Annotated in this window: 19 protein-coding genes; 7 read left to right on the top strand and 12 right to left on the bottom strand. The window is 69.3% G+C overall.

Annotated elements, in window-relative coordinates:
- Positions 1-14: 14 nt before the first annotated feature.
- From ACM6LR_RS05230 to ssd, 8 genes are all read right to left on the bottom strand, one after another.
- Positions 15-641: a bifunctional DNA primase/polymerase gene (locus tag ACM6LR_RS05230; RefSeq protein ID WP_414937025.1), complete on the bottom strand. Its 627-nt coding sequence runs from the start codon at positions 639-641 to the stop codon at positions 15-17.
- Between the two features lie 406 nt (positions 642-1,047).
- On the bottom strand, positions 1,048-1,404 hold the full coding sequence (locus ACM6LR_RS05235) for an Rv3654c family TadE-like protein (RefSeq protein ID WP_414937024.1): 357 nt from the start codon (positions 1,402-1,404) through the stop codon (positions 1,048-1,050).
- On the bottom strand, positions 1,401-1,745 hold the full coding sequence (locus tag ACM6LR_RS05240; protein ID WP_414937023.1) for a TadE family type IV pilus minor pilin: 345 nt from the start codon (positions 1,743-1,745) through the stop codon (positions 1,401-1,403). The genes ACM6LR_RS05235 and ACM6LR_RS05240 overlap by 4 nt, the downstream gene beginning before the upstream one ends.
- Complete coding sequence (locus ACM6LR_RS05245) at positions 1,745-1,918, bottom strand: DUF4244 domain-containing protein (protein WP_414937022.1); 174 nt, start codon at positions 1,916-1,918, stop codon at positions 1,745-1,747. The genes ACM6LR_RS05240 and ACM6LR_RS05245 overlap by 1 nt, the downstream gene beginning before the upstream one ends.
- 15 nt (positions 1,919-1,933) lie before the next feature.
- A complete protein-coding gene (locus ACM6LR_RS05250; RefSeq protein ID WP_414943274.1) occupies positions 1,934-2,542 on the bottom strand; it encodes a type II secretion system F family protein in 609 nt (202 codons plus the stop codon).
- Positions 2,506-3,246, bottom strand: coding sequence for a type II secretion system F family protein (locus ACM6LR_RS05255; protein WP_414937020.1), 741 nt, complete (start codon positions 3,244-3,246; stop codon positions 2,506-2,508). Before ACM6LR_RS05255 ends, ACM6LR_RS05250 begins: the two co-directional genes overlap by 37 nt.
- Complete coding sequence (locus ACM6LR_RS05260; RefSeq protein ID WP_414937019.1) at positions 3,243-4,385, bottom strand: TadA family conjugal transfer-associated ATPase; 1,143 nt, start codon at positions 4,383-4,385, stop codon at positions 3,243-3,245. Before ACM6LR_RS05260 ends, ACM6LR_RS05255 begins: the two co-directional genes overlap by 4 nt.
- On the bottom strand, positions 4,382-5,455 hold the full coding sequence (gene ssd / locus ACM6LR_RS05265; protein ID WP_414937018.1) for a septum site-determining protein Ssd: 1,074 nt from the start codon (positions 5,453-5,455) through the stop codon (positions 4,382-4,384). The genes ACM6LR_RS05260 and ssd overlap by 4 nt, the downstream gene beginning before the upstream one ends.
- Positions 5,456-6,046: 591 nt before the next feature.
- On the opposite strand from ssd, the gene ACM6LR_RS05270 reads away from it, so the two are divergent.
- The 6 genes from ACM6LR_RS05270 (at position 6,047) to ACM6LR_RS05295 (ending at position 14,445) form a co-directional block, all read left to right on the top strand.
- Positions 6,047-6,844 carry an HAD family hydrolase gene (locus tag ACM6LR_RS05270; protein WP_414943275.1) on the top strand — a complete coding sequence of 266 codons (798 nt, stop codon included), beginning with the start codon at positions 6,047-6,049 and terminating at the stop codon, positions 6,842-6,844.
- 576 nt (positions 6,845-7,420) lie between these two features.
- Positions 7,421-9,226 carry a glycoside hydrolase family 3 protein gene (locus tag ACM6LR_RS05275; RefSeq protein ID WP_414943276.1) on the top strand — a complete coding sequence of 602 codons (1,806 nt, stop codon included), beginning with the start codon at positions 7,421-7,423 and terminating at the stop codon, positions 9,224-9,226.
- The gene (locus ACM6LR_RS05280) at positions 9,223-10,503 is read left to right on the top strand and encodes an exo-beta-N-acetylmuramidase NamZ domain-containing protein (RefSeq protein ID WP_414937015.1); all 1,281 of its coding nucleotides are present in this window, start codon (positions 9,223-9,225) and stop codon (positions 10,501-10,503) included. Before ACM6LR_RS05275 ends, ACM6LR_RS05280 begins: the two co-directional genes overlap by 4 nt.
- A gap of 11 nt (positions 10,504-10,514) precedes the next feature.
- Complete coding sequence (locus ACM6LR_RS05285; protein ID WP_414937014.1) at positions 10,515-12,290, top strand: serine hydrolase; 1,776 nt, start codon at positions 10,515-10,517, stop codon at positions 12,288-12,290.
- A gap of 209 nt (positions 12,291-12,499) precedes the next feature.
- Entirely contained in the window at positions 12,500-13,498 is a 999-nt protein-coding gene (locus tag ACM6LR_RS05290) for a MurR/RpiR family transcriptional regulator (RefSeq protein WP_414937013.1), read from the top strand.
- Positions 13,499-13,515: 17 nt separating this feature from the next.
- The gene (locus ACM6LR_RS05295; protein WP_414937133.1) at positions 13,516-14,445 is read left to right on the top strand and encodes an N-acetylmuramic acid 6-phosphate etherase; all 930 of its coding nucleotides are present in this window, start codon (positions 13,516-13,518) and stop codon (positions 14,443-14,445) included.
- 543 nt (positions 14,446-14,988) lie between these two features.
- Here ACM6LR_RS05295 and ACM6LR_RS05300 read toward each other — a convergent pair.
- Together ACM6LR_RS05300 and ACM6LR_RS05305 are read right to left on the bottom strand one after the other, a co-directional pair.
- Positions 14,989-15,390, bottom strand: a complete 402-nt coding sequence (locus tag ACM6LR_RS05300; protein ID WP_414943277.1) for a hypothetical protein — start codon at positions 15,388-15,390, stop codon at positions 14,989-14,991.
- Positions 15,306-16,157 carry an MFS transporter gene (locus ACM6LR_RS05305; RefSeq protein WP_414943278.1) on the bottom strand — a complete coding sequence of 284 codons (852 nt, stop codon included), beginning with the start codon at positions 16,155-16,157 and terminating at the stop codon, positions 15,306-15,308. The genes ACM6LR_RS05300 and ACM6LR_RS05305 overlap by 85 nt, the downstream gene beginning before the upstream one ends.
- Positions 16,158-16,208: 51 nt before the next feature.
- Between ACM6LR_RS05305 and ACM6LR_RS05310 the strand changes: the two genes are divergently transcribed.
- On the top strand, positions 16,209-16,514 hold the full coding sequence (locus tag ACM6LR_RS05310; protein WP_414937011.1) for an ArsR/SmtB family transcription factor: 306 nt from the start codon (positions 16,209-16,211) through the stop codon (positions 16,512-16,514).
- On the opposite strand, the gene ACM6LR_RS05315 is transcribed toward ACM6LR_RS05310, so the two are convergent.
- Both ACM6LR_RS05315 and ACM6LR_RS05320 read right to left on the bottom strand, forming a co-directional pair.
- Complete coding sequence (locus ACM6LR_RS05315) at positions 16,491-16,733, bottom strand: hypothetical protein (RefSeq protein WP_414937010.1); 243 nt, start codon at positions 16,731-16,733, stop codon at positions 16,491-16,493. The genes ACM6LR_RS05310 and ACM6LR_RS05315 overlap by 24 nt on opposite strands.
- Before the next feature lie 574 nt (positions 16,734-17,307).
- Complete coding sequence (locus ACM6LR_RS05320) at positions 17,308-17,520, bottom strand: hypothetical protein (protein WP_414943279.1); 213 nt, start codon at positions 17,518-17,520, stop codon at positions 17,308-17,310.
- Positions 17,521-17,545 lie beyond the last annotated feature (25 nt).

A 17,545-nucleotide genomic window follows, 5' to 3' on the forward strand; every position in this document is an offset into this window, starting at 1 on the left:
GAAATTGTGGTTGATCAGGCGGCGGTGGTCAGGGTCGCCACGGGGGTGGCGGCCTTGTCACCGGTCAGCGCGCGAACGAGCACGTCGTGCACGTCGGCGGCCTCGGGCAGCTGCCAGCCCCAGACCTCGGGCTTGACCCGCCAGTGCACGACACCGTGCTGGAACGGCGACGGGGGCAGCGGGATGTAGTCGTTCGCGCCGTGCCACTGGATCGAGGCGTGGTCGGCCAGCTCCCGCGGGATGCTCGCGGCGACGGTGGTGAGGAACAGCCAGCGGCCGTTCGGCATCGCGACGATCGGGGCCGGGTGACCGGTGGCGCGCAGCAAGCGGGCGGCCGCCTTGCCGAGCTCGTCGTCGACCTCGATGGCGTCTAGCACGGTGCCGGTGGCCACGAGGAGGCTGTGCGTGTCGTCGCCGAACCAGGTGGCGACCTGGTGTGGGTGGGTTTCGGTCAGTTCACGCCAGTTGTCCTGCGCCGGGACGGGACGCCGCCAGGCAAGGTCGTCGCCGTCCGCGGTGATCGCGGCGGGCTCGGCACCCGGGAGCACCGGCCACCCACGCCATGCGAGGCCGATCGCCTCCGCCCGCATCTCGATGCGGAAGGCACCCCGCCAGCTGTCCGGCCAATTCGCGTCCAACATTACTGTCCCTGCCTCAGGTCAACTCTGTCCTGTGTGTGGCCACCCGGCGACCTTCTCGAAGTGGCGCACATCTCAATAAACGGCAAGTTGCACATCGGGAGAAGACCTCACGCGACAACCGGCGGTTACTCAGCGATGAACGTGCGGTAGTCCGACTCGACGGACCGAACGCGTATGCCCGGTTAACGGGCCTCGACGACCGGTACGGCGCCGTTCGGCGCAGCCGAACAGGGCATCCCGCCCTGGTGACCACGCTCACAACCAGCGGCGCGGGACCGTTCGGCGGAGCGCTGATCATGCCTTCGACCGCTCGCCGCACGTCAACGACCGCTGCTCGCGCCCGGCGGTACCCGCGCGTAGTACCGGCCGGTCACCGACGGGACGACCGTTCACCGTGCGACGTCCGTCACGGTGGCCTGTCGGCCGGCCCCGCTCTGGCCCGTGCCTCCGCCCGCCCGGCGGCCGCCAGGTGTCCGGACTTCTCTGACCGGACCTCGACCAGGGCGTCGCCTCGCTCCCACCGGCAGGTCAGCAGCGTGACCGACATCCGGACGGCGACCTGGCGGGCCCGCTCGCAGGCCGCACCGGGACCGTCCGTCGCGTACGAGGCCGCGGCGAGCGCCGCCAGATCGGCCGCGGCTTCGGTGTGGTGCCGGGTCGTGACGGCGGCGCCGATCCAGAAGGTGAACGCCGCCGCGCAGACCAGGAGGGCGACGATCGAGGCGGTCCACACGGTCGCGACGCCGCGATCGTCCCCACTCACAGCCCTGCTCCTGGCTCGGCTATCGCGAAGGCGTGAGAACGCAGCCGGATGCCCGGCAGCAGTCCGGCCACCGGTTCGACCTCGACGCCGGCGGTGATGGAGTCGCCTTCGCGGACGACGTCCAGCCGTGCGCCGGACGGCGCGATCTCCCGCACCGCCTGTTCGGCGCGGGCGGGCTGGCCGCGGGCGAGGAGCCGGGCGGCCTCGCGGGCCGCGTCGGTGCAGCGGAGCTGATCGGCGGCGACCCCGATCCCGGCCAGCAGCAGTGCCGAGACGAAGGTCAGCGCGACGATGCCGAGCGCGGCTTCCACCGTGACGGACCCGCGGTCACCGCCGGGCATCAGAACTTCACCGACAAGGCCCGCTCGATGAGCGCGGTGAGCCCGGCGACGACGGCCTCACTGTTGACGATCAGGTAAAGGACGCCTGCCAGCGCGGCGGCGGCCAAGGTGGCGATGGCGTATTCGACCGTCGCCATGCCGTCGTCGCCGCGGAAAGGGGGGAACTTGTTCATGGGATCGCCTTTCGATCAGAGGATGCCGTCGAGACGACCGGCCAGGCCGAGCACGACGGGCAGGACGCCGAGGCACAGGAACGCGGGGAGGAAGCAGAGGCCGATCGGCGCGGCCAGCAGCACTCCGGCCCGTTCGGCACGTTCCTCGGCCTCGGTGGAGAGCGATTCACGCAACCGGCGCGAGAGGTCCTTCGCGTGAGTCGCGAGCGCGGTGCCCGCCCTCGCCGTGCGGACGGCGGCGACGGAAAGTTCTGTCAGACCGGGCCGATCTCGGACCGGCGTCCAGGCTTCGGCGGGTTCGACGCCCAGGGCGAGGTGTGACGCCACCGAACGCAGAGCCTCCGCGGTCTTCGGTGACGCGGACGGCACGACGGCCTCGAGCGCGACGGGCACCGGCAACCCGCCTGCCAGGCACGCGGCAAGGAGATCGAGAGTGGCCGCGGACCGGAGGAGCTCAGAGACGCCTTTGTCCTGGGCCGCCCGTTCCCGAAGCCACGTGAGAAGACGTCCCGGCCGGGCGGCAGCCCCAGGACCGACGCGTGGCCAACAGAAGACGGCACCACCCAGGAGGATCAGCGCCGCTCCGGTCAGCACGGCGCCACCCGCCCGGTGAGGGCCCGGCACCAGGCCGTTCCCGCCCAGATCAGCCCGCTGCCCACGACGAGCAGCAACTGACCGGCGCCCGTCCCCGTGAGGACACGAAGCGGGCTCGCCCCCATCGCCTCGCCGAGCAGCAGGCACACCAGCGGGAGAACGGCGAGCACGGCGGCGCTCGCCCGGGGACCGGCCATCTTGGCTTTGAGACGACGGCGGAAGCCGATCTCCGCCTCGGCGTCCCGTCGCGCGGCGTCGAGCACGTCGGCCATCGGAAGCCCGAACCTGCTCGCGAGCGCCCACGCGTTCACCAATGCCGGTGGCGCGTCCGGATCGGCCGTCTCACCACCGAGCCTGGCCGCCGCGATCAGCCCGCGCAGCCGTCCGGACGCCGCGGGCAACGCTTCCGCGGCGGCTTCGGCCGCCGTCACCGGATGGGCGCCCGCCCGGAGTTCGCCGATCATCGTCCGCAGCACGGACGCGGCGAGTTCGGCTTCGGCCAACGCCGCCTTCGCCCGTGTCCGCCACCGGTGCTCCTGGCGGACCGTCAAGGTGAGCACCAGCGTCGCCAGTCCCCAACCGATCCCGAAAACCGGCACGACGAGCAACGCTGGCAGCGGCCACCACCCCGCACGAGCGGCCTGAGGAAGGCGCCAGACGTTCGGAGTGCCCGCTACCGATCTCGGCCAGCAAGCCAGCCCGGCGCCGACGGAGAAGAGGAACCAAGGGCTCATGCCGCCATCTCCTCGAACGGTGTCTCGTCGCCGATCCAGTGACCCTTGCTCCAGACCGGGACGACTTTGGCCTCGCCACGCAGTGACCGCAGCACGCCGACCTCGTCCAGCCGCCGGATCCCGCTCGGCAGGCGGCGCATGTGCAGGACCACCCGCACCGCCGCCGTCAGCTGGCTGTGCAACGCGTCCCGTTTCAGCCCGCCGAGCGCGGCCAGCGCCTCCATCCGCGCCGGGACCTCCGACGGCGAATTCGCGTGCACGGTGCAGGCTCCGCCCTCGTGCCCGGTGTTCATCGCGTTGAGCAACGCGCACACCTCGGCGCCACGCACTTCGCCGACGACCAGGCGGTCCGGGCGCATGCGCAACGCCTGCCGCACCAAGTCACCGAGCCCGATCTCGCCCGCGCCTTCGACGTTGGCCGGGCGGGCGATCAGGCTGACGAACTGTGGATGGTCCGGTTGCAGTTCGCCGGCGTCCTCGACGCAGATGATGCGTTCGGCCGGGGGCACCGCACCGAGCAGCGCGGAGAGCAGGGTCGTCTTGCCTGCTCCGGTTCCGCCGGACACCAGGAACGCGAGCCGTCGACGGATGACCGAATCGAGCAGGTCCGCGCCGCCGGCGCCGAACACCCCACGCAAACGCAACGCGGCGAGGTCATGGGTGGCCGGCCTCAGAACGCGGAGCGAGAGGGAGGTCCCGGCCGGCGCGATCGGCGGGAGAACCGCGTGCATCCGGATCCGGCCGTGCGGTCCGACGCCGGGAAGCCAGCAGTCGGCGAACGGTTGGGAGTCGTCCAGCCGCCGCCCGCCGGCGAGGGCGAGCCGCTGGGCCAGCCTGCGGACGGCTTCCTCGTCCGCGAAACGGACGTCCGCCTTTTCGAGGCCCTCGCCCTTGTCGGTCCAGACCTCGTCCGGAGCGGTGACGAGAACGTCGGTGACGCCGGGCTTCTCGAGCAGCCGCGCGAGCGGACCGGCACCGACGAACTCGTCGCGCGCCAGCCGGACCGCGCCGAGGACGGCGTCCTGACCGAGCGCGCCGCCGGCTTCGGCGCGGACGGCCCGCGCCACGCTCACCGGATCCGCCGGAACCGCCGATCCGGCCAGCCGCCGCCGGACCCGCTCGACCAGATCGTCGGTCATCGCGCGGCACCGGCCAGATTCCCGCGCGCTGCCGCGAGGACCTCGGCGGCGGCCGTCGCCAGGTGCCCGCGATGCTTCAGGACGAACTCGCCGCGGTCGAGGGCAGCCGACAGGTACCGCTCGCGGCCCATCGACGTGATGAGCGGGGCGCCGACGGCGTCGGCGATCTCCTGCGGGACCAGCCCGGCGGGCGACGGCCCCCGGACGGCGACGCCGATCCGGGCCGCGTGGGGTTCGAGCCTGGCGAGGACCTGTTTCGCCGCCGAGCAGGCACGGAGTTCCGCGGGGACGACGACCACGACCAGATCGGCAAGCCCGACGACGGCGGACGTTTCGGCGCCGAAATATCTCGGCAGATCGCAGACGACCGTCCGCCCCGCCCGCCTCCCGGCGCCCAAGACGCCCTCGATCGCGTCCGGCCCGGGACCACGGCCTTCCCTGCCATAGGACACAAAGGACAGTGAGCCGGTCGCGCACCGTTTTCGCGGCAGGGCTTCGCTCAACGCCGTCATCGACACCCTGCCGCCGAGGTCGAGTTCCGGCCAGCGCGGTCCTCGATCGCGTTCGGCGGCGAGGAGGACGTCGATGCCGCCGCCGAGCGGATCGCAGTCGACGAGCAGCCCGCCGCTCCCGGACTTCTCGGCCTGGTACGCGACGGCGGCCGCCAGCACGGAGGCCCCGGCGCCGCCCCGCCCGCCGATGACCCCGATGACGACACCGTCGTCACGCGCCGGCCCGTCCACGACGTCGGCGAACGCGCCGATGAGGTCGCCTTCCTCGTCCGGCAGCGAAAGGACCTTCTCCGAACCGGTGTTGAAGGCGCGCTCCCATGTCACCGGCGTCGGCGCGCCCTTGCAGACGAGCAGGACCTTGTTCCGCCGCAGCAGGCGGTTCGGCGTGCTCGCGGCCTCTTCGTCAAGCACAACGAGCGGCGCGCGGGCCCACCGCCCGCGAGCGGCGTCCAGATCGGGTGCGCGTTCGACCTCGCAGCCCGCGGCCGCGGCCACGCGAAGGATCTCGTCGAGCAGGATGTCGTCTCCCGCGACGACGAGAGGATGTTCCTCGGTCATGTCTCCCCCTGGTTTCGGTCGGGCTCGGATCTGTGCCTCCACGGTCGCCCCGGTTCCGTCCGCGCACAACGCCATTCCGCCCCACCTGTGGACAACCGGGGTGTTGTGGACAACTCAGCCTCGGGAAACCTGTTCCCCGCCGTTTCTGTCGGCCCCCTCTGGCACACTCCCCAGCTTTTCCACAACGAACACGCCCTCTCCGTTTCGGTCCGACCGGTAACGAAAAGGGTTGAGGGTAAAGAAATTTCCCAATACCTGCCGGATCGGCCTTGTCCTGGCGAGGTTTCCGCAGCCGACAAGGTCTGAACCATTGGCGGGGCGGGAAGTTAAAGGGCGGCCCCCGCCAGGGGGGAGGGACGGGGGCCGCCTGGGGTTCAGCCCCGGGGGGTCGGACTGAACCTGGCCCGGTGCGACACCGGACAATCTCACTGTAACTCCGATACCGGCCCGCTGCGGTCGGCGCCGGTACCCACAATTCGATAACGGCACGACGCGCCGAATCCGGTGCGCGGTCATGAATTTTCCATCGCCGTATCCCGATCGTGGTCGACCGACGGGCGAGCCGCCGTCCGGCTCTCCTATCCTTGGCGGGTGGCCCAATCCAGCACGACACCGAGCCCGGTCGCGGCGTTCTTCGATCTCGACAAGACGATCATCGCGTCCTCGAGCGCGCTGGCCTTCAGCAAGCCTCTTTTGCGCGAAGGCCTTATCAATCGCCGAGCCGCGCTTCGCAGCGCGTATGCCCAGCTCGTCTTCTCGCTCGCGGGTGCGGACGCGGCGAAAACGGAGCGGATGCGAGCCGAGGTTTCCGCGCTGTGCACCGGATGGGACGTCGCACAGGTGTCCGCGATCGTCCGCGAAACACTGCACGACGTGGTCGACCCGCTCGTCTACGCGGAGGCCGCGGAACTGATCACCGCGCACCGAGCGGACGGTCATGACGTCGTGGTGCTTTCGGCGACCGGTGAGGAGGTCGTCGCCCCGGTAGCCGAAATGCTCGGCGCGACGCGCAGCGTGGCCACGCGGATGAAGATCGTGGACGGCCGATACTCCGGCGAAGTCGATTTCTATTGCTACGGCGAGAACAAGGCCGTCGCCGCGAAGCAACTCGCAGCCACCTACGGCTACGACCTCACTCAGTGCCACGCGTACACCGACTCGAGCACCGACATCCCGCTCCTCGAGGTCGTCGGAAGGCCGCACGCGGTCAACCCCGACCGCTTCCTGCGCAAGCACGCGACCGAACAGGGCTGGGAGATCCTCACGTTCGAGCACCCGATGTCCCTGCGGACCCGGATCCCGGCGAAGTCGGCCGGGCTGGTCGCGCTCGGCGCCGTCGCCGCGGGGGCCACCTGGTACGGCTACAACCGGCGCAAGCGCACCCGCTGAGCACGCACCCACACGGCGGTGCCGAACCGGTTTTCGCAGCCAGGGCGGCGAATTGTCCGTCGCGGAGGGTGCCCGTGTCACCAGATCGAGCCTCTGTACCGGTGCACCCGTCTGCGTACTTGAAGTGACCCGGCTCACGGCGTAGAAAGTAGGTGCGGACGTTCGGTCGGCCAGGGAACAGGTAGAAGAGAAGCCTGTTCCACCCCGGCGAATCTCCGTGTGCGGACACCGGGTACCCACGCGCAGCGCGCCGCGGGAGGCTCGTCGTCTAGGGACTGCGTACCGGGACGCCGGACGCCGAGTCCATGAAGGTACGACCAGAGTTGCACGCTTGGTCGCCCGAGTGGCCCGCACCGACTGGTGGCGCCCGCCTGCTTCAGGCCGACGGGCGCCACCAGTGTTTTGCCCCCGCTCTCCGGCGTGACCGGCCCGTTCGCGTCCCTTTGTGTATGAACGGACCGATCGCGGGGGTGGCCGATGGACAAGCAAAGTGCTCGTGGGTAGCTTCCGAATATCAGTGCTTCCAGGTGGACTTCTTTCCACCTGAGAGTCAGGCACGAATCTGGGAGGCTTGAGGTGACGACCCGAACCGCGCACGCCCGTCATCGGAGGATCCATGCGCTCGCCCTGCCCCTCGCGGGCCTGCTCACCCTCGCCGTCGCAGGCGTTCCGGCCGCCGCGCAGCCGGTGACCGCGGACGCCGAGGCACAGAAGGCACTGCGCGGGCTGAGCCTGGAGGAGAAGGTCGGCCAGCTGTTCGTCACGTGGGTGAACGGGAAGTCCGCCGACGAGGTCAACACCAAGAACAAGGCCGATTTCGGAGTGGACACTCCCGCGCAGGTGATCGAGAAGTACCACTTGGGCGGCGTCATCTACTTCAACAACGACAGCCGCGACAACTTCGACGACCCGGTGCAGGTCGCCAAGCTGTCGAACGGGCTCCAGCGGGCGGCCGTCCGCAGCGGTGCCCACATCCCGTTGCAGATCGCGACCGACCAGGAGGGCGGCACGGTCACCCGCATGGGTGCTCCCGCCACCGAACTGCCGAACGCGATGGCGATCTCGGCGGGCCGTGACGCCAAGGCCGCGCAGGAGGCCGCCCGGATCCTGGGCCACGAACTGCGCGCCGTCGGCATCAACCAGGACTTCGCCCCCGACGCCGACGTGAACTCCAACCCGGCGAACCCGGTGATCGGCGTCCGTTCCTTCTCGGGCCGCCCGGAGCTGGCGAGTCAGTTCGTCGGGGCACAGGTCAAGGGCTTCCAGGACTCCGGGCGTCGCAGTGAGACGGTGTCCGCCGCCGCGAAGCACTTCCCCGGGCACGGCGACGCGGCCACCGACAGTCACCTCGAACTGCCCAGGATCGACCGGACCGAGGCCAGCTGGCGCGAGACCGACGTGCCGCCGTTCAAGGCCGCCATCAAGGCGGGTGTCGACTCGATCATGAGCGCGCACATCCAGTTCCCCAGCCTCGACCCGTCGGGCGAGCCCGCCACGCTGTCGAAGCCGATCCTCACCGGCAAGCTGCGCGGCGAACTGGGTTACCGGGGTGTCGTCGTCACCGACTCGCTCTCGATGGACGCCGTGCGCGAGATGCACACCGACGCGGAGATCCCGGTACTGGCGCTCAAGGCGGGCATCGACCAGCTGCTCATGCCGGTGAACCTCGACCTCGCGATCAACTCGGTGCTCGACGCGGTGCGCAAGGGTGAACTGACCGAGCGGCGCATCGACGAGAGCGTCCTGCGGGTGCTCAAGCTCAAGTTGAACCGGGGCATCCTGACCTCGCCGTTCGTCGACCCGGCCAAGGTCGCTTCGAAGGTCGGCACCCCGGCCAACCTCGCGACCGCGCAGGGCATCGCCGACCGGTCGGTCACCGCGATCCGCAACGACGACGGCCTTCTGCCGCTCAAGCAGCAGCCCGCGAAGACGCTCGTGACCGGCTGGGGCGTGAGCACGACGACGATGCTGGCCTCGAAGCTCACCGCGCACGGCACGCAGGCGACCGCGCTGCAGACCGGCCAGACCCCGACCGACGCGCGGATCGCGCAGGCCGTCGCGGCGGCGGAGAACGTCGACCTCGTCGTGGTGCTGACCAACAACATCGGCACGTATCCGTTGCAGGGCAAGCTTTTGAAGGCGCTGACGGACACCGGGAAGCCTGTCGTCGCGGTCGCCGCGCAGATCCCTTACGACGCCGGCTATGAAAACCCGGTCAAGACCTGGCTCGCGACCTACGGCTACATCACGCCGTCGGTCGAGGCGCTGGCCAAGGTGATCCTCGGCAAGGTGCAGCCGCGAGGCAAGCTGCCGGTGGACGTCCCGGCGGGCAAGGACGTGGGCACGGTGAAGTACCCCTTCGGCCACGGGCTGACCTGGTGAGTCTCAACCGCCGCCACTTCCTCGCCGCCGGCGCGCTCGCGGTCCCCACCCTGACGGCGGGGTCCTCGGTCGCGCGGGCCCAGCCCCAGGCCGAGGCACCCGGCGAGAGCAAAGGTCCCCCGCTCACCCGCACCGGAGCGGACGTGCTCGCCGCCCGTGGCTGGGCGCCGCTGTCCGGCCGCAAGCTCGGCGTGCTGTCGAATCCGACCGGCGTCCTGGCGAACGGCGACCACATCGTCGATTCGATGGTCGCCGCCGGAGTCCGCCCGCTCGCCGCGTTCGGCCCGGAACACGGCTTCCGCGGTAGTGCGCAGGCCGGAGGCTCCGAAGGCGACTACACCGATCCCCGCACCGGCGTACCGGTGTACGACGCGTACGGCGCCGACGCGGCGAAGCTCGCGGGAATGTTCACGAAGGCGGGCGTCGACACGATCGTCTTCGACATCGCGGACGTCGGCGCGCGCTTCTACACCTACATCTGGTCGCTGTACACGGCGATGGTCGCGGCGGCGAAGGCCGGCGCGGCGGTGGTCGTGCTGGACCGGCCGAACCCGCTGGGCGGCGAGGCGGCCGGGCCGATGCTGAATCCGGCGTACGCCTCGGGTATCGGCCGGAAGCCGATCGTGCAGCAGCACGGCATGACCGTGGGGGAGCTGGCGCGGTTCTTCGCGGCCGAGTTCCTGCCCGTCGAAGGGGTCACGCCGGGCAAGCTCGAGATCGTCGAAGTCCGTGCCTGGCGGCGTGATCAGCTCTTCGACCGCACCGGGCTGACCTGGGTGCCGCCGAGCCCGAACATGCCGACGCCGGACACCGCGCTCGTCTATCCCGGCACCGGGATGTTCGAGGGCACCGTGTTCTCCGAAGGCCGCGGCACGACGAGGCCGTTCGAGATCATCGGCGCGCCGGGCCTCGATTGGCGCTGGCGCGAGAAGCTCGGCGAACTACGGCTTCCCGGGGTGAAGTTCCGTGAGGCGTACTTCGTGCCGACGTTCGGCAAGTTCGTCAACGAACCTTGCGGCGGCGTGCAGGTGACGATCACGGACCCGCGGGGGTTCGACGCCATCCGCACCGCGGTCACCATGTTCGTCACCGCGAAGCAGGTGCATCCGGACAAGTTCAAGTGGCGGCCCGACAACTTCCTCGACAAGCTCTCGGGTTCCGACAGGCTGCGCCTGATGATCGACAAGGGTGCCGGAGTCGACGAGATCGTCGGGTCCTGGCAGGCGGAACTGGCCGAGTTCGACCGGAAACGCCGTCGCCATCTCCTTTACCGCTGAAGGGAACGGCCTTGCATGCTAGGAAGATCCTGATCGCCGCTGTTTCCGTCCTGGTCGCGGCGGGCACGCTGTCGACGGCGGGAGCACAGGCGATTCCGGGTACCGAACAACAGCGGGACCACGCGGTCGGCCGGTTCGACAAGCCGCGCGAAGGCTTCGCACCCGCCTCCACCGTCCTGCGGAACGGAGCGCCGGCAGACGTCGGTCTCGACCCGGAGCCGATCAAGGCGGCCGAGCGGTTCATCGAGAGCTGGACGAAGCCGGACGCCACCGGGCATCCGCACTTCTCCGGAGCGGTCGGCCTGCTGGCGCACGACGGCGTGGTCGTCGAGCGCCATGCCGTCGGCGGCGCCGTCCGTTACGCCGACGCGAACGGCACCGAACTGCCGCCGGAGCAGCGGGTCCCGATGCGCGCGGACACGATCTTCGACCTGGCCTCGATCTCGAAGCTGTTCACCTCCATCACGGTGATGCAGCTGGCCGAGGCCGGGAAACTGGACATCTCGGCGCCGGTGGCGCGGTATCTGCCGGAGTTCGGGGTGAAGGACAAGGAGGCCGTCACCGTCCAGCAGCTGCTCACGCACGTGTCGGGCTTCGCCGCGTCGCCGCTCCCGTCGCTGTGGGAGGGCTATCCGGACATCGCATCGCGCCGGAAGGCCGTCCTGGACAGCCCGCTGAAGAACCCACCGGGCAGTACGTACCTCTACTCCGACATCAACCTGCTGACGCTCGGCCTCCTGGTCGAGAAGCTGGCCGGGGCTCCGCTGGACAAGGTGGTCCAGGACCGCATCGCGGCTCCGCTGGGCCTGATCGACACCGGGTACAACCCGCCGGCGTCGAAGCTCGCCAGGGTCGCGGCGACCGAGTACGCCGCGAAGCCGCCGCGAGGGCTCGTACGCGGAGTGGTCCACGACGAGAACGCGTGGTCGCTGGGCGGCGTCGCCGGGCACGCTGGCGTGTTCTCCACCGCCTCCGACATGGCCGTGCTGGCGCAGACGATCCTCAACGGCGGCGCGTACCGCGGTCAGCGGATCCTGCGGCCGGAGACCGTGCGGTCGATGCTGACGAACTACAACCACAAGTTCCCCGACAACTCCCACGGGCTCGGCTACGAACTCGACCAGCCCTGGTACATGGGCGCACTGTCGGCGCCCTCGACCGCCGGTCACACCGGCTTCACCGGGACCTCGCTGGTGATCGACCCGCTGTCGAGGTCGTTCGCGATCCTGCTCACCAACCGCGTGCATCCGACGCGGAACTGGGGCTCGATCAACCTCGCCAGGGAGACTTGGGCGACCTCACTCGCGAAGGCGATGGCGGTCCGTTCCGTACGCGGCCAGGACGCCTGGTTCAGCGGCGCCAGAGACGTCTCCACGGCCACGCTCACGACACCGCCGCTACGGACCCGCGGTGGCCCGCTGAAGGTCTCCTTCGACACCTTCGTGGACACCGAGGGACCCACTGATTCGCTTTTCCTGGAAATAAGTACCGACGGCGGCGCCACGTGGAAAACGATTACTCTGCGTGCAAGCGGACCAGGCGCCCCCGCGGGTGACCAGACCGGCCTCGGCGGGCATGGTCATCGGGCTTGGTGGCGAGTCGCCGCCAAGGTGTTACAAAGCTCACAAATCGCCCTTCGATGGCGTTACACGACTGATGCCCGCTACACCGGACGCGGAATTTCTTTGGACAGTGTGAAAGTCACTGAACGCGGCCGTTCACTGCTGGACGGTGAGCAAGAGCCCGCCGCTTTTAGTGCGTCCGGGTGGGTTTTGAGCGCTAGGTAACCGGCTCGTTCCGTTGCGCTGCCTGTCTGCCCCGTTGACCGGGACGCAGCCGCTTGCGTCGCGACACTAAGTTGCCAAGTCGTTAGCTCGACCTCGTTAACGGCCTCGACCTGGTTAGCGACTTTCTGGTCAACGATTAATCGCAAATCGAATCCGCAGACACGGATAGGTTGCGATCTTCCCGAAGGGTGTGGGTAGCCTTGTCGCAAATGCCAACGGTTAGTAACTTTCCCACGGTGAGCGATACCGAATCCGTGATCGCGGGCGCACCGTCCGAGGCCTTGTCGGCGCAGCCGACAAGGGACGCTGACGCGAGCCCGCTGGTCCGGATCCGCTCACTGCTGCCTGGGCTCGCCCGGGCCGAACAGCGTGTCGCGAAAGTCGTTCTCGAAGACCCCGCGACGGTCGCACGGCGCAGCATCACCGAGGTCGCGCTCGCGGCGAACACCAGCGAAACCACCGTCACGCGGTTCTGCAAGGCGGTCGGCGTCGGCGGATATCCGCAGCTCAGGATCGCTTTGGCGGCCGACACCGCCCGCTCCGAGGCACGGTCGAGCCGTAATCTCGGCGGCGAGATCGGGCCGGAGGACGACCTGGCCGCGGTCATCGGCAAGGTCAGCTTCGCCGACGCCCGTGCCGTCGAGGAGACCGCCGACCAGCTCGACGTCCCATCGCTACAGCGCGTAATCGACGTCTTGGCCGACGCGGGCCGGGTGGACGTCTACGGCGTGGGCGCCAGCGCGTTCGTGGCCGCTGACCTGCAGCAGAAGTTGCACCGCATCGGGCGGGTCAGCTTCGCCTGGTCCGACACGCACATCATGCTGACGTCGGCCGCCGTGCTGAGCCCTGGCGACGTCGCCATCGGCATCTCCCACACGGGCGCGACCACGGACACCGTGGAGGCGTTACGGGTGGCCCGTGAGCACGGCGCGATCACCGTCGCCGTGACGAACTTCCCGCGTTCGCCGATCACCGAGGTCTCCGACCACGTGCTGACCACGGCGGCACGGGAAACGACGTTCCGCTCCGGTGCGACGGCGAGCCGCATCGCGCAGCTGACCGTCATCGACTGCCTGTTCATCGGTGTCGCGCAGCGGCACATGGACGCGTCGGTCAACGCACTCGACGCGACCAGGGACGCGGTTGGTTCGCACCGGCTGGGCGTACGGCCCGATGGCAGGCGACGGCCGCGGGAAACCGGCAAATGAGCGAAAAAGTGAGGCGCATGATGACCGTCCCACGCCAGGTGGTGCACGTCGATTCGCCAACCGAACAGCGCAATCCACGGACGACCGACATCGACCTGATGTCGACCATGGGCATCCTCGGCGCCATCAACGCCGAGGACCGCCGGGTCCCCGAAGCCGTCGCCGCGGTCCTGCCGCAGGTGGCGCGAGCGGTCGACTTCGCCGTGGAGGCGCTGCGGTCGGGGCATCGCGTGCATTACTTCGGGGCAGGCACCTCCGGCAGGCTGGCGACGTTGGACGCGGCGGAACTCGTGCCGACGTTCAACGTGCCCTCCGACTGGTTCATCGCGCATCACGCGGGCGGCACGCGCGCTCTGCGCCAAGCCGTCGAAGACGCCGAGGACGACGCGAAGGCCGGAGCCGCCGAAGTTGCCGAGGCCGTCGCACCCGGCGACTTCGTGCTCGGGCTGACGGCCTCCGGCCGGACGCCCTACGTTCTCGGCGCGCTGGCCGCGGCGAGCCGTCGCGGCGCCAGGACCGCTTTGGTCTCGGGCAATCCGGCCGCGGTGCTGCCACCCGGTGTCGATGTCCTCATCGCGGTGGACACCGGCCCCGAGGCGATCGCCGGCTCGACGCGGATGAAGGCGGGCACGGCGCAGAAGATCATCCTCACCGCGTTCTCCACCGCGACGATGATCAAGTTGGGCCGGACGTACTCGAACCTGATGGTCAGCATGCGCGCGACCAACGCGAAGCTGCGCGGACGGACCATCAGAATCCTGCGCGAGGCCACCGGGATGAGCATGGCGGACTGCTCCGACGCGCTCACCGAGGCCGAAGGCGACCTCAAGGTCGCGCTGGTCCATCTGCTGTCCGGCGAAGACGTCGCGAACGCGGCGAAGGCGCTGGCGGCCAGTGACGGCCACGTCCGCAAGGCTCTCGACTCCCTGCGGGTGCGCGCGAGCTGAAAATCACCGATTGCCCGTCACCTGCTCATCTGCTGAGGCTCTCGGGTATTCGCGACTGAGAGGTCGGGTTGTCACGAGCACCGGCGGACAGCCCCGTTCGGCGCCACGGGCGTTTTCGGCATCGGCCTCGGCGTCACCGCTTTCGTGCTCTCGGTAGGTTTCTGGTTCTCTCTCGTCCTCGTCCTGTGCCTGCTGTTGTCGCTCGGGTCCGTGCGCTTGCCGGCGCCGTCAAGGACGACTCACCGTCGTAGCACGAGGCGGCCGGGTTGATCGGGACGTCCGTTTGACGGTGTTCCTGTACCTGATCGGGATCCACCGTGCTGAGCCTGGACTACGTCGGCTACGCGGTCGTAGCGCTCTTCGTGCTCACGTGGGCCCTCGCGCTCCTCGTATGGTGCTTCGCGCGTATCAAGGAGCGCTGGTCGGCCCGAATCCCCGTCAAGTAGTCCTCTGACCTGTGAAAAGAGAGCAAGGGGCCTCTACTATCACTTACTTAGCATACCTAAGCGAACGATAGCAAAGGTCCCTTGCTACCGCTTTGGATCAGGCGGGCCGGGGCGCCTGGGCGCGCGAAGGCAGCGAAAGCGCGAAGGCGAGCAGAGCGACGAAGGCGGCAACGGGACCGACCCACCAGATACCCGCCGAGGACAGGACGACGCCACCCAGCGCGGCCCCGAGGGCACCACCGCCGTAGATCGCGGAACCGTTGAGCCCCAAAGCGACCGTCGGCGCGTCGGGTGCCAGCGAGAACAACCGGTGCTGCTGCGGCACCATCAGCATCCCGCCGAACACCCCCGAAGCCAGCGCGAGGACCAGCGCGCCGGGCAAGCTCAGCACGGCGACGTCCACCAGCGCGAGCGTCACCGTCGACCCGGCGAGCGAGATCGACCGGACCCGTGCGGAGCCGAGGGTGTCGGTCGCCCTGCCCGCGAAGGCGTTGCCCACGATCTGCCCGATCCCGAAACCGACGACAGCCATGAAATCATCGCGCCCGCGGCAACCGGAGCGACTAAAACCGGTAGGTACACGAAGGCCGCGAAGCCCGCTGCGGTACCGAGAACGCTCACGCCCAGCACGCGCGCGATCGGCGGTCGCACGACGATGGCGAGCCTGTCGCGCAAGGTCGCCGTCGGCATCCGGATCGCGGGCAGCAGCGGCACGAGCAACGTCACGATCACCGCCACCGCACCGATCCCCCACATCACCGCGCGCCAGCCGAACCAGTTCCCGGCTAGCACCCCGATCGGCACACCGAGCACCATCGACACACTCATCCCGGCGGAAACGGTGGCCAGAGCGCGGCCGCGCCGCTCGTCCGACGCCAGGGCACCGGCGAGGACATAGGCGTTGGACTGGAACGCGGCGGCGCCCAGCGCGGCCAGCACGCGAGCGACGGCGACCACGGCGAAGGACTCGCCGATCGCCTGACCGGCCATGCCGATCGTGAACAGCACCATCCCGGCACCGAGCACCCAGCGCCGGTCGAGCCGTCCGGTGAAAGCGGCGATGAGTGGCGACGAGACCGCGTAGGTCACTGCGAAAACGGTGGTCAGCTGGCCTGCGACGGCCTCGGAAACGCGCAGGTCGGCGGCGATGGTGGACAGCAGCCCGTTCAGGACGAATCCGTCGGTGCCGACGGTGAACGTCCCGACGGCGAGTACCAGCAGAGCCCCCAGAGCGAGCCGATCATTTGATGATCGTCGAATCGTCACGGGAGGTATAGTGGCCGGTCTATTCGATGACTGTCAAACAGTTGGAGCGAAGTGAGCAGCACGCTGCCACAACCGGCGACCGGCGAGATCGAGATCGTGCCGGTGCTCCAGGCGCTCGCGGATCCCGTGCGCCTGGAGCTGATCCGCGCCCTGCGAAGCAACCCTTCGCCGCGAAGCTGCGCCATCACCGAGTACGACGTCGAGATCAGCGCGCCGACGCTCTCCCACCACTGGAAGGTCCTGCGCGAGGCCGGCCTGACGACGACGTTCGTCGAAGGCCGGACCCGCTGGGTCGAGCTACGGACCGAGGACATCCACGAGCGGTTCCCTGGACTACTGGACGCCGTCCTCGCCTAGCCGCCACTTCGCCGCGAGTTCTCCCGCGGCGCACACGCCGACGTCGGTCCGCTGCTCGGAAAGCTCGCGCATGTTCATGGGAGCGACCGTGTAGTCCGCGGTCCCGTGCCAGACGCTGACCGGCGAACGCGAACCCGTGCTCACGGCCCGGACCTTGTCACCCCACTGCTTCGGCGTCAGATCCTTGCCGGGATTCATGCACGAGTACGCGTCGACCATCGAAGCCGCGCACCCATACGGCAGGCCGGCGACGACCCCGCCGCCCGCGAACAGTTCCGGTTACGCCGCCTGCCGACAGACCGGTCACGCAGGTCCGGCTTCCGGTCGCGTACCGCACCATCTGCGCGATCGATTCCGCCTCCCCGGCCCCGCGCTCCCTGTCGCCCGCCTGGAACCAGTCGAAACATTGCTGAATGTGTTCACCGAAACCTGTTGCGGCAGAACGAGTTTGAACCGCAACTTCGAACATCTGCAACGCACCGGGATTGCTCCCGAACCCGGTCACGGGACGGATCGTCGCCGCCTGTGCCGGAGCCGAAGAGAGAAGAACACTGTCGAAATTACCGCACAGATCAGGAGTTTCGCATCACCTCAGACTAAAACCGCGTCGGCCGGGTCCCCACGTGGGCGGCCACCACAGCGGTGGCGCGTCTTCTGTGGTCACACCGGATACCGAACCCCGCCGAAGCGGCGGCGAGCGGATGCGCGAACGTGCGCGTTCCCATGGCCGCGAAACAACGACTGTCCTGTTTGGACGAACTGACCGCCACCGGCACCGCGTCCAGATCGGCGGCTACTTCCCCAACACGTCGACGGCCAACACCGCACACGGCTGGAACCACGACGCCAGTACGCGAACGACCGCGCGATCGGCGAACAGGTCCTCGCCGACGGTGAAGCGCTCACCGAGTGGAATTCGCGGATCGCCGAGCGGGGCCAGGCCTGAACGCGGCGCTACTACCGGATCCTGGACGGCAACCACGTCGACGGCCTGTACGACCTCCATTCGGACAAGCTACGCCCCGTCGGGC

It is taken from the genome of Amycolatopsis sp. cmx-11-32, from assembly GCF_047608695.1.
Classification (GTDB): domain Bacteria; phylum Actinomycetota; class Actinomycetes; order Mycobacteriales; family Pseudonocardiaceae; genus Amycolatopsis.

Bases quoted from the DNA above. Each gene is read 5' to 3' on its own strand.
- ACM6LR_RS05230 (WP_414937025.1), bottom strand. From the start codon at position 641: ATGTTGGACGCGAATTGGCCGGACAGCTGGCGGGGTGCCTTCCGCATC.
- ACM6LR_RS05240 (WP_414937023.1), bottom strand. From the start codon at position 1,745: ATGCCCGGCGGTGACCGCGGGTCCGTCACGGTGGAAGCCGCGCTCGGC.
- ACM6LR_RS05245 (WP_414937022.1), bottom strand. From the start codon at position 1,918: ATGAACAAGTTCCCCCCTTTCCGCGGCGACGACGGCATGGCGACGGTC.
- ACM6LR_RS05255 (WP_414937020.1), bottom strand. From the start codon at position 3,246: ATGAGCCCTTGGTTCCTCTTCTCCGTCGGCGCCGGGCTGGCTTGCTGG.
- ACM6LR_RS05260 (WP_414937019.1), bottom strand. From the start codon at position 4,385: ATGACCGACGATCTGGTCGAGCGGGTCCGGCGGCGGCTGGCCGGATCG.
- ssd (WP_414937018.1), bottom strand. From the start codon at position 5,455: ATGACCGAGGAACATCCTCTCGTCGTCGCGGGAGACGACATCCTGCTC.
- ACM6LR_RS05290 (WP_414937013.1), top strand. From the start codon at position 12,500: ATGCCAACGGTTAGTAACTTTCCCACGGTGAGCGATACCGAATCCGTG.
- ACM6LR_RS05295 (WP_414937133.1), top strand. From the start codon at position 13,516: ATGATGACCGTCCCACGCCAGGTGGTGCACGTCGATTCGCCAACCGAA.
- ACM6LR_RS05315 (WP_414937010.1), bottom strand. From the start codon at position 16,733: ATGGTCGACGCGTACTCGTGCATGAATCCCGGCAAGGATCTGACGCCG.
- ACM6LR_RS05320 (WP_414943279.1), bottom strand. From the start codon at position 17,520: ATGGAGGTCGTACAGGCCGTCGACGTGGTTGCCGTCCAGGATCCGGTA.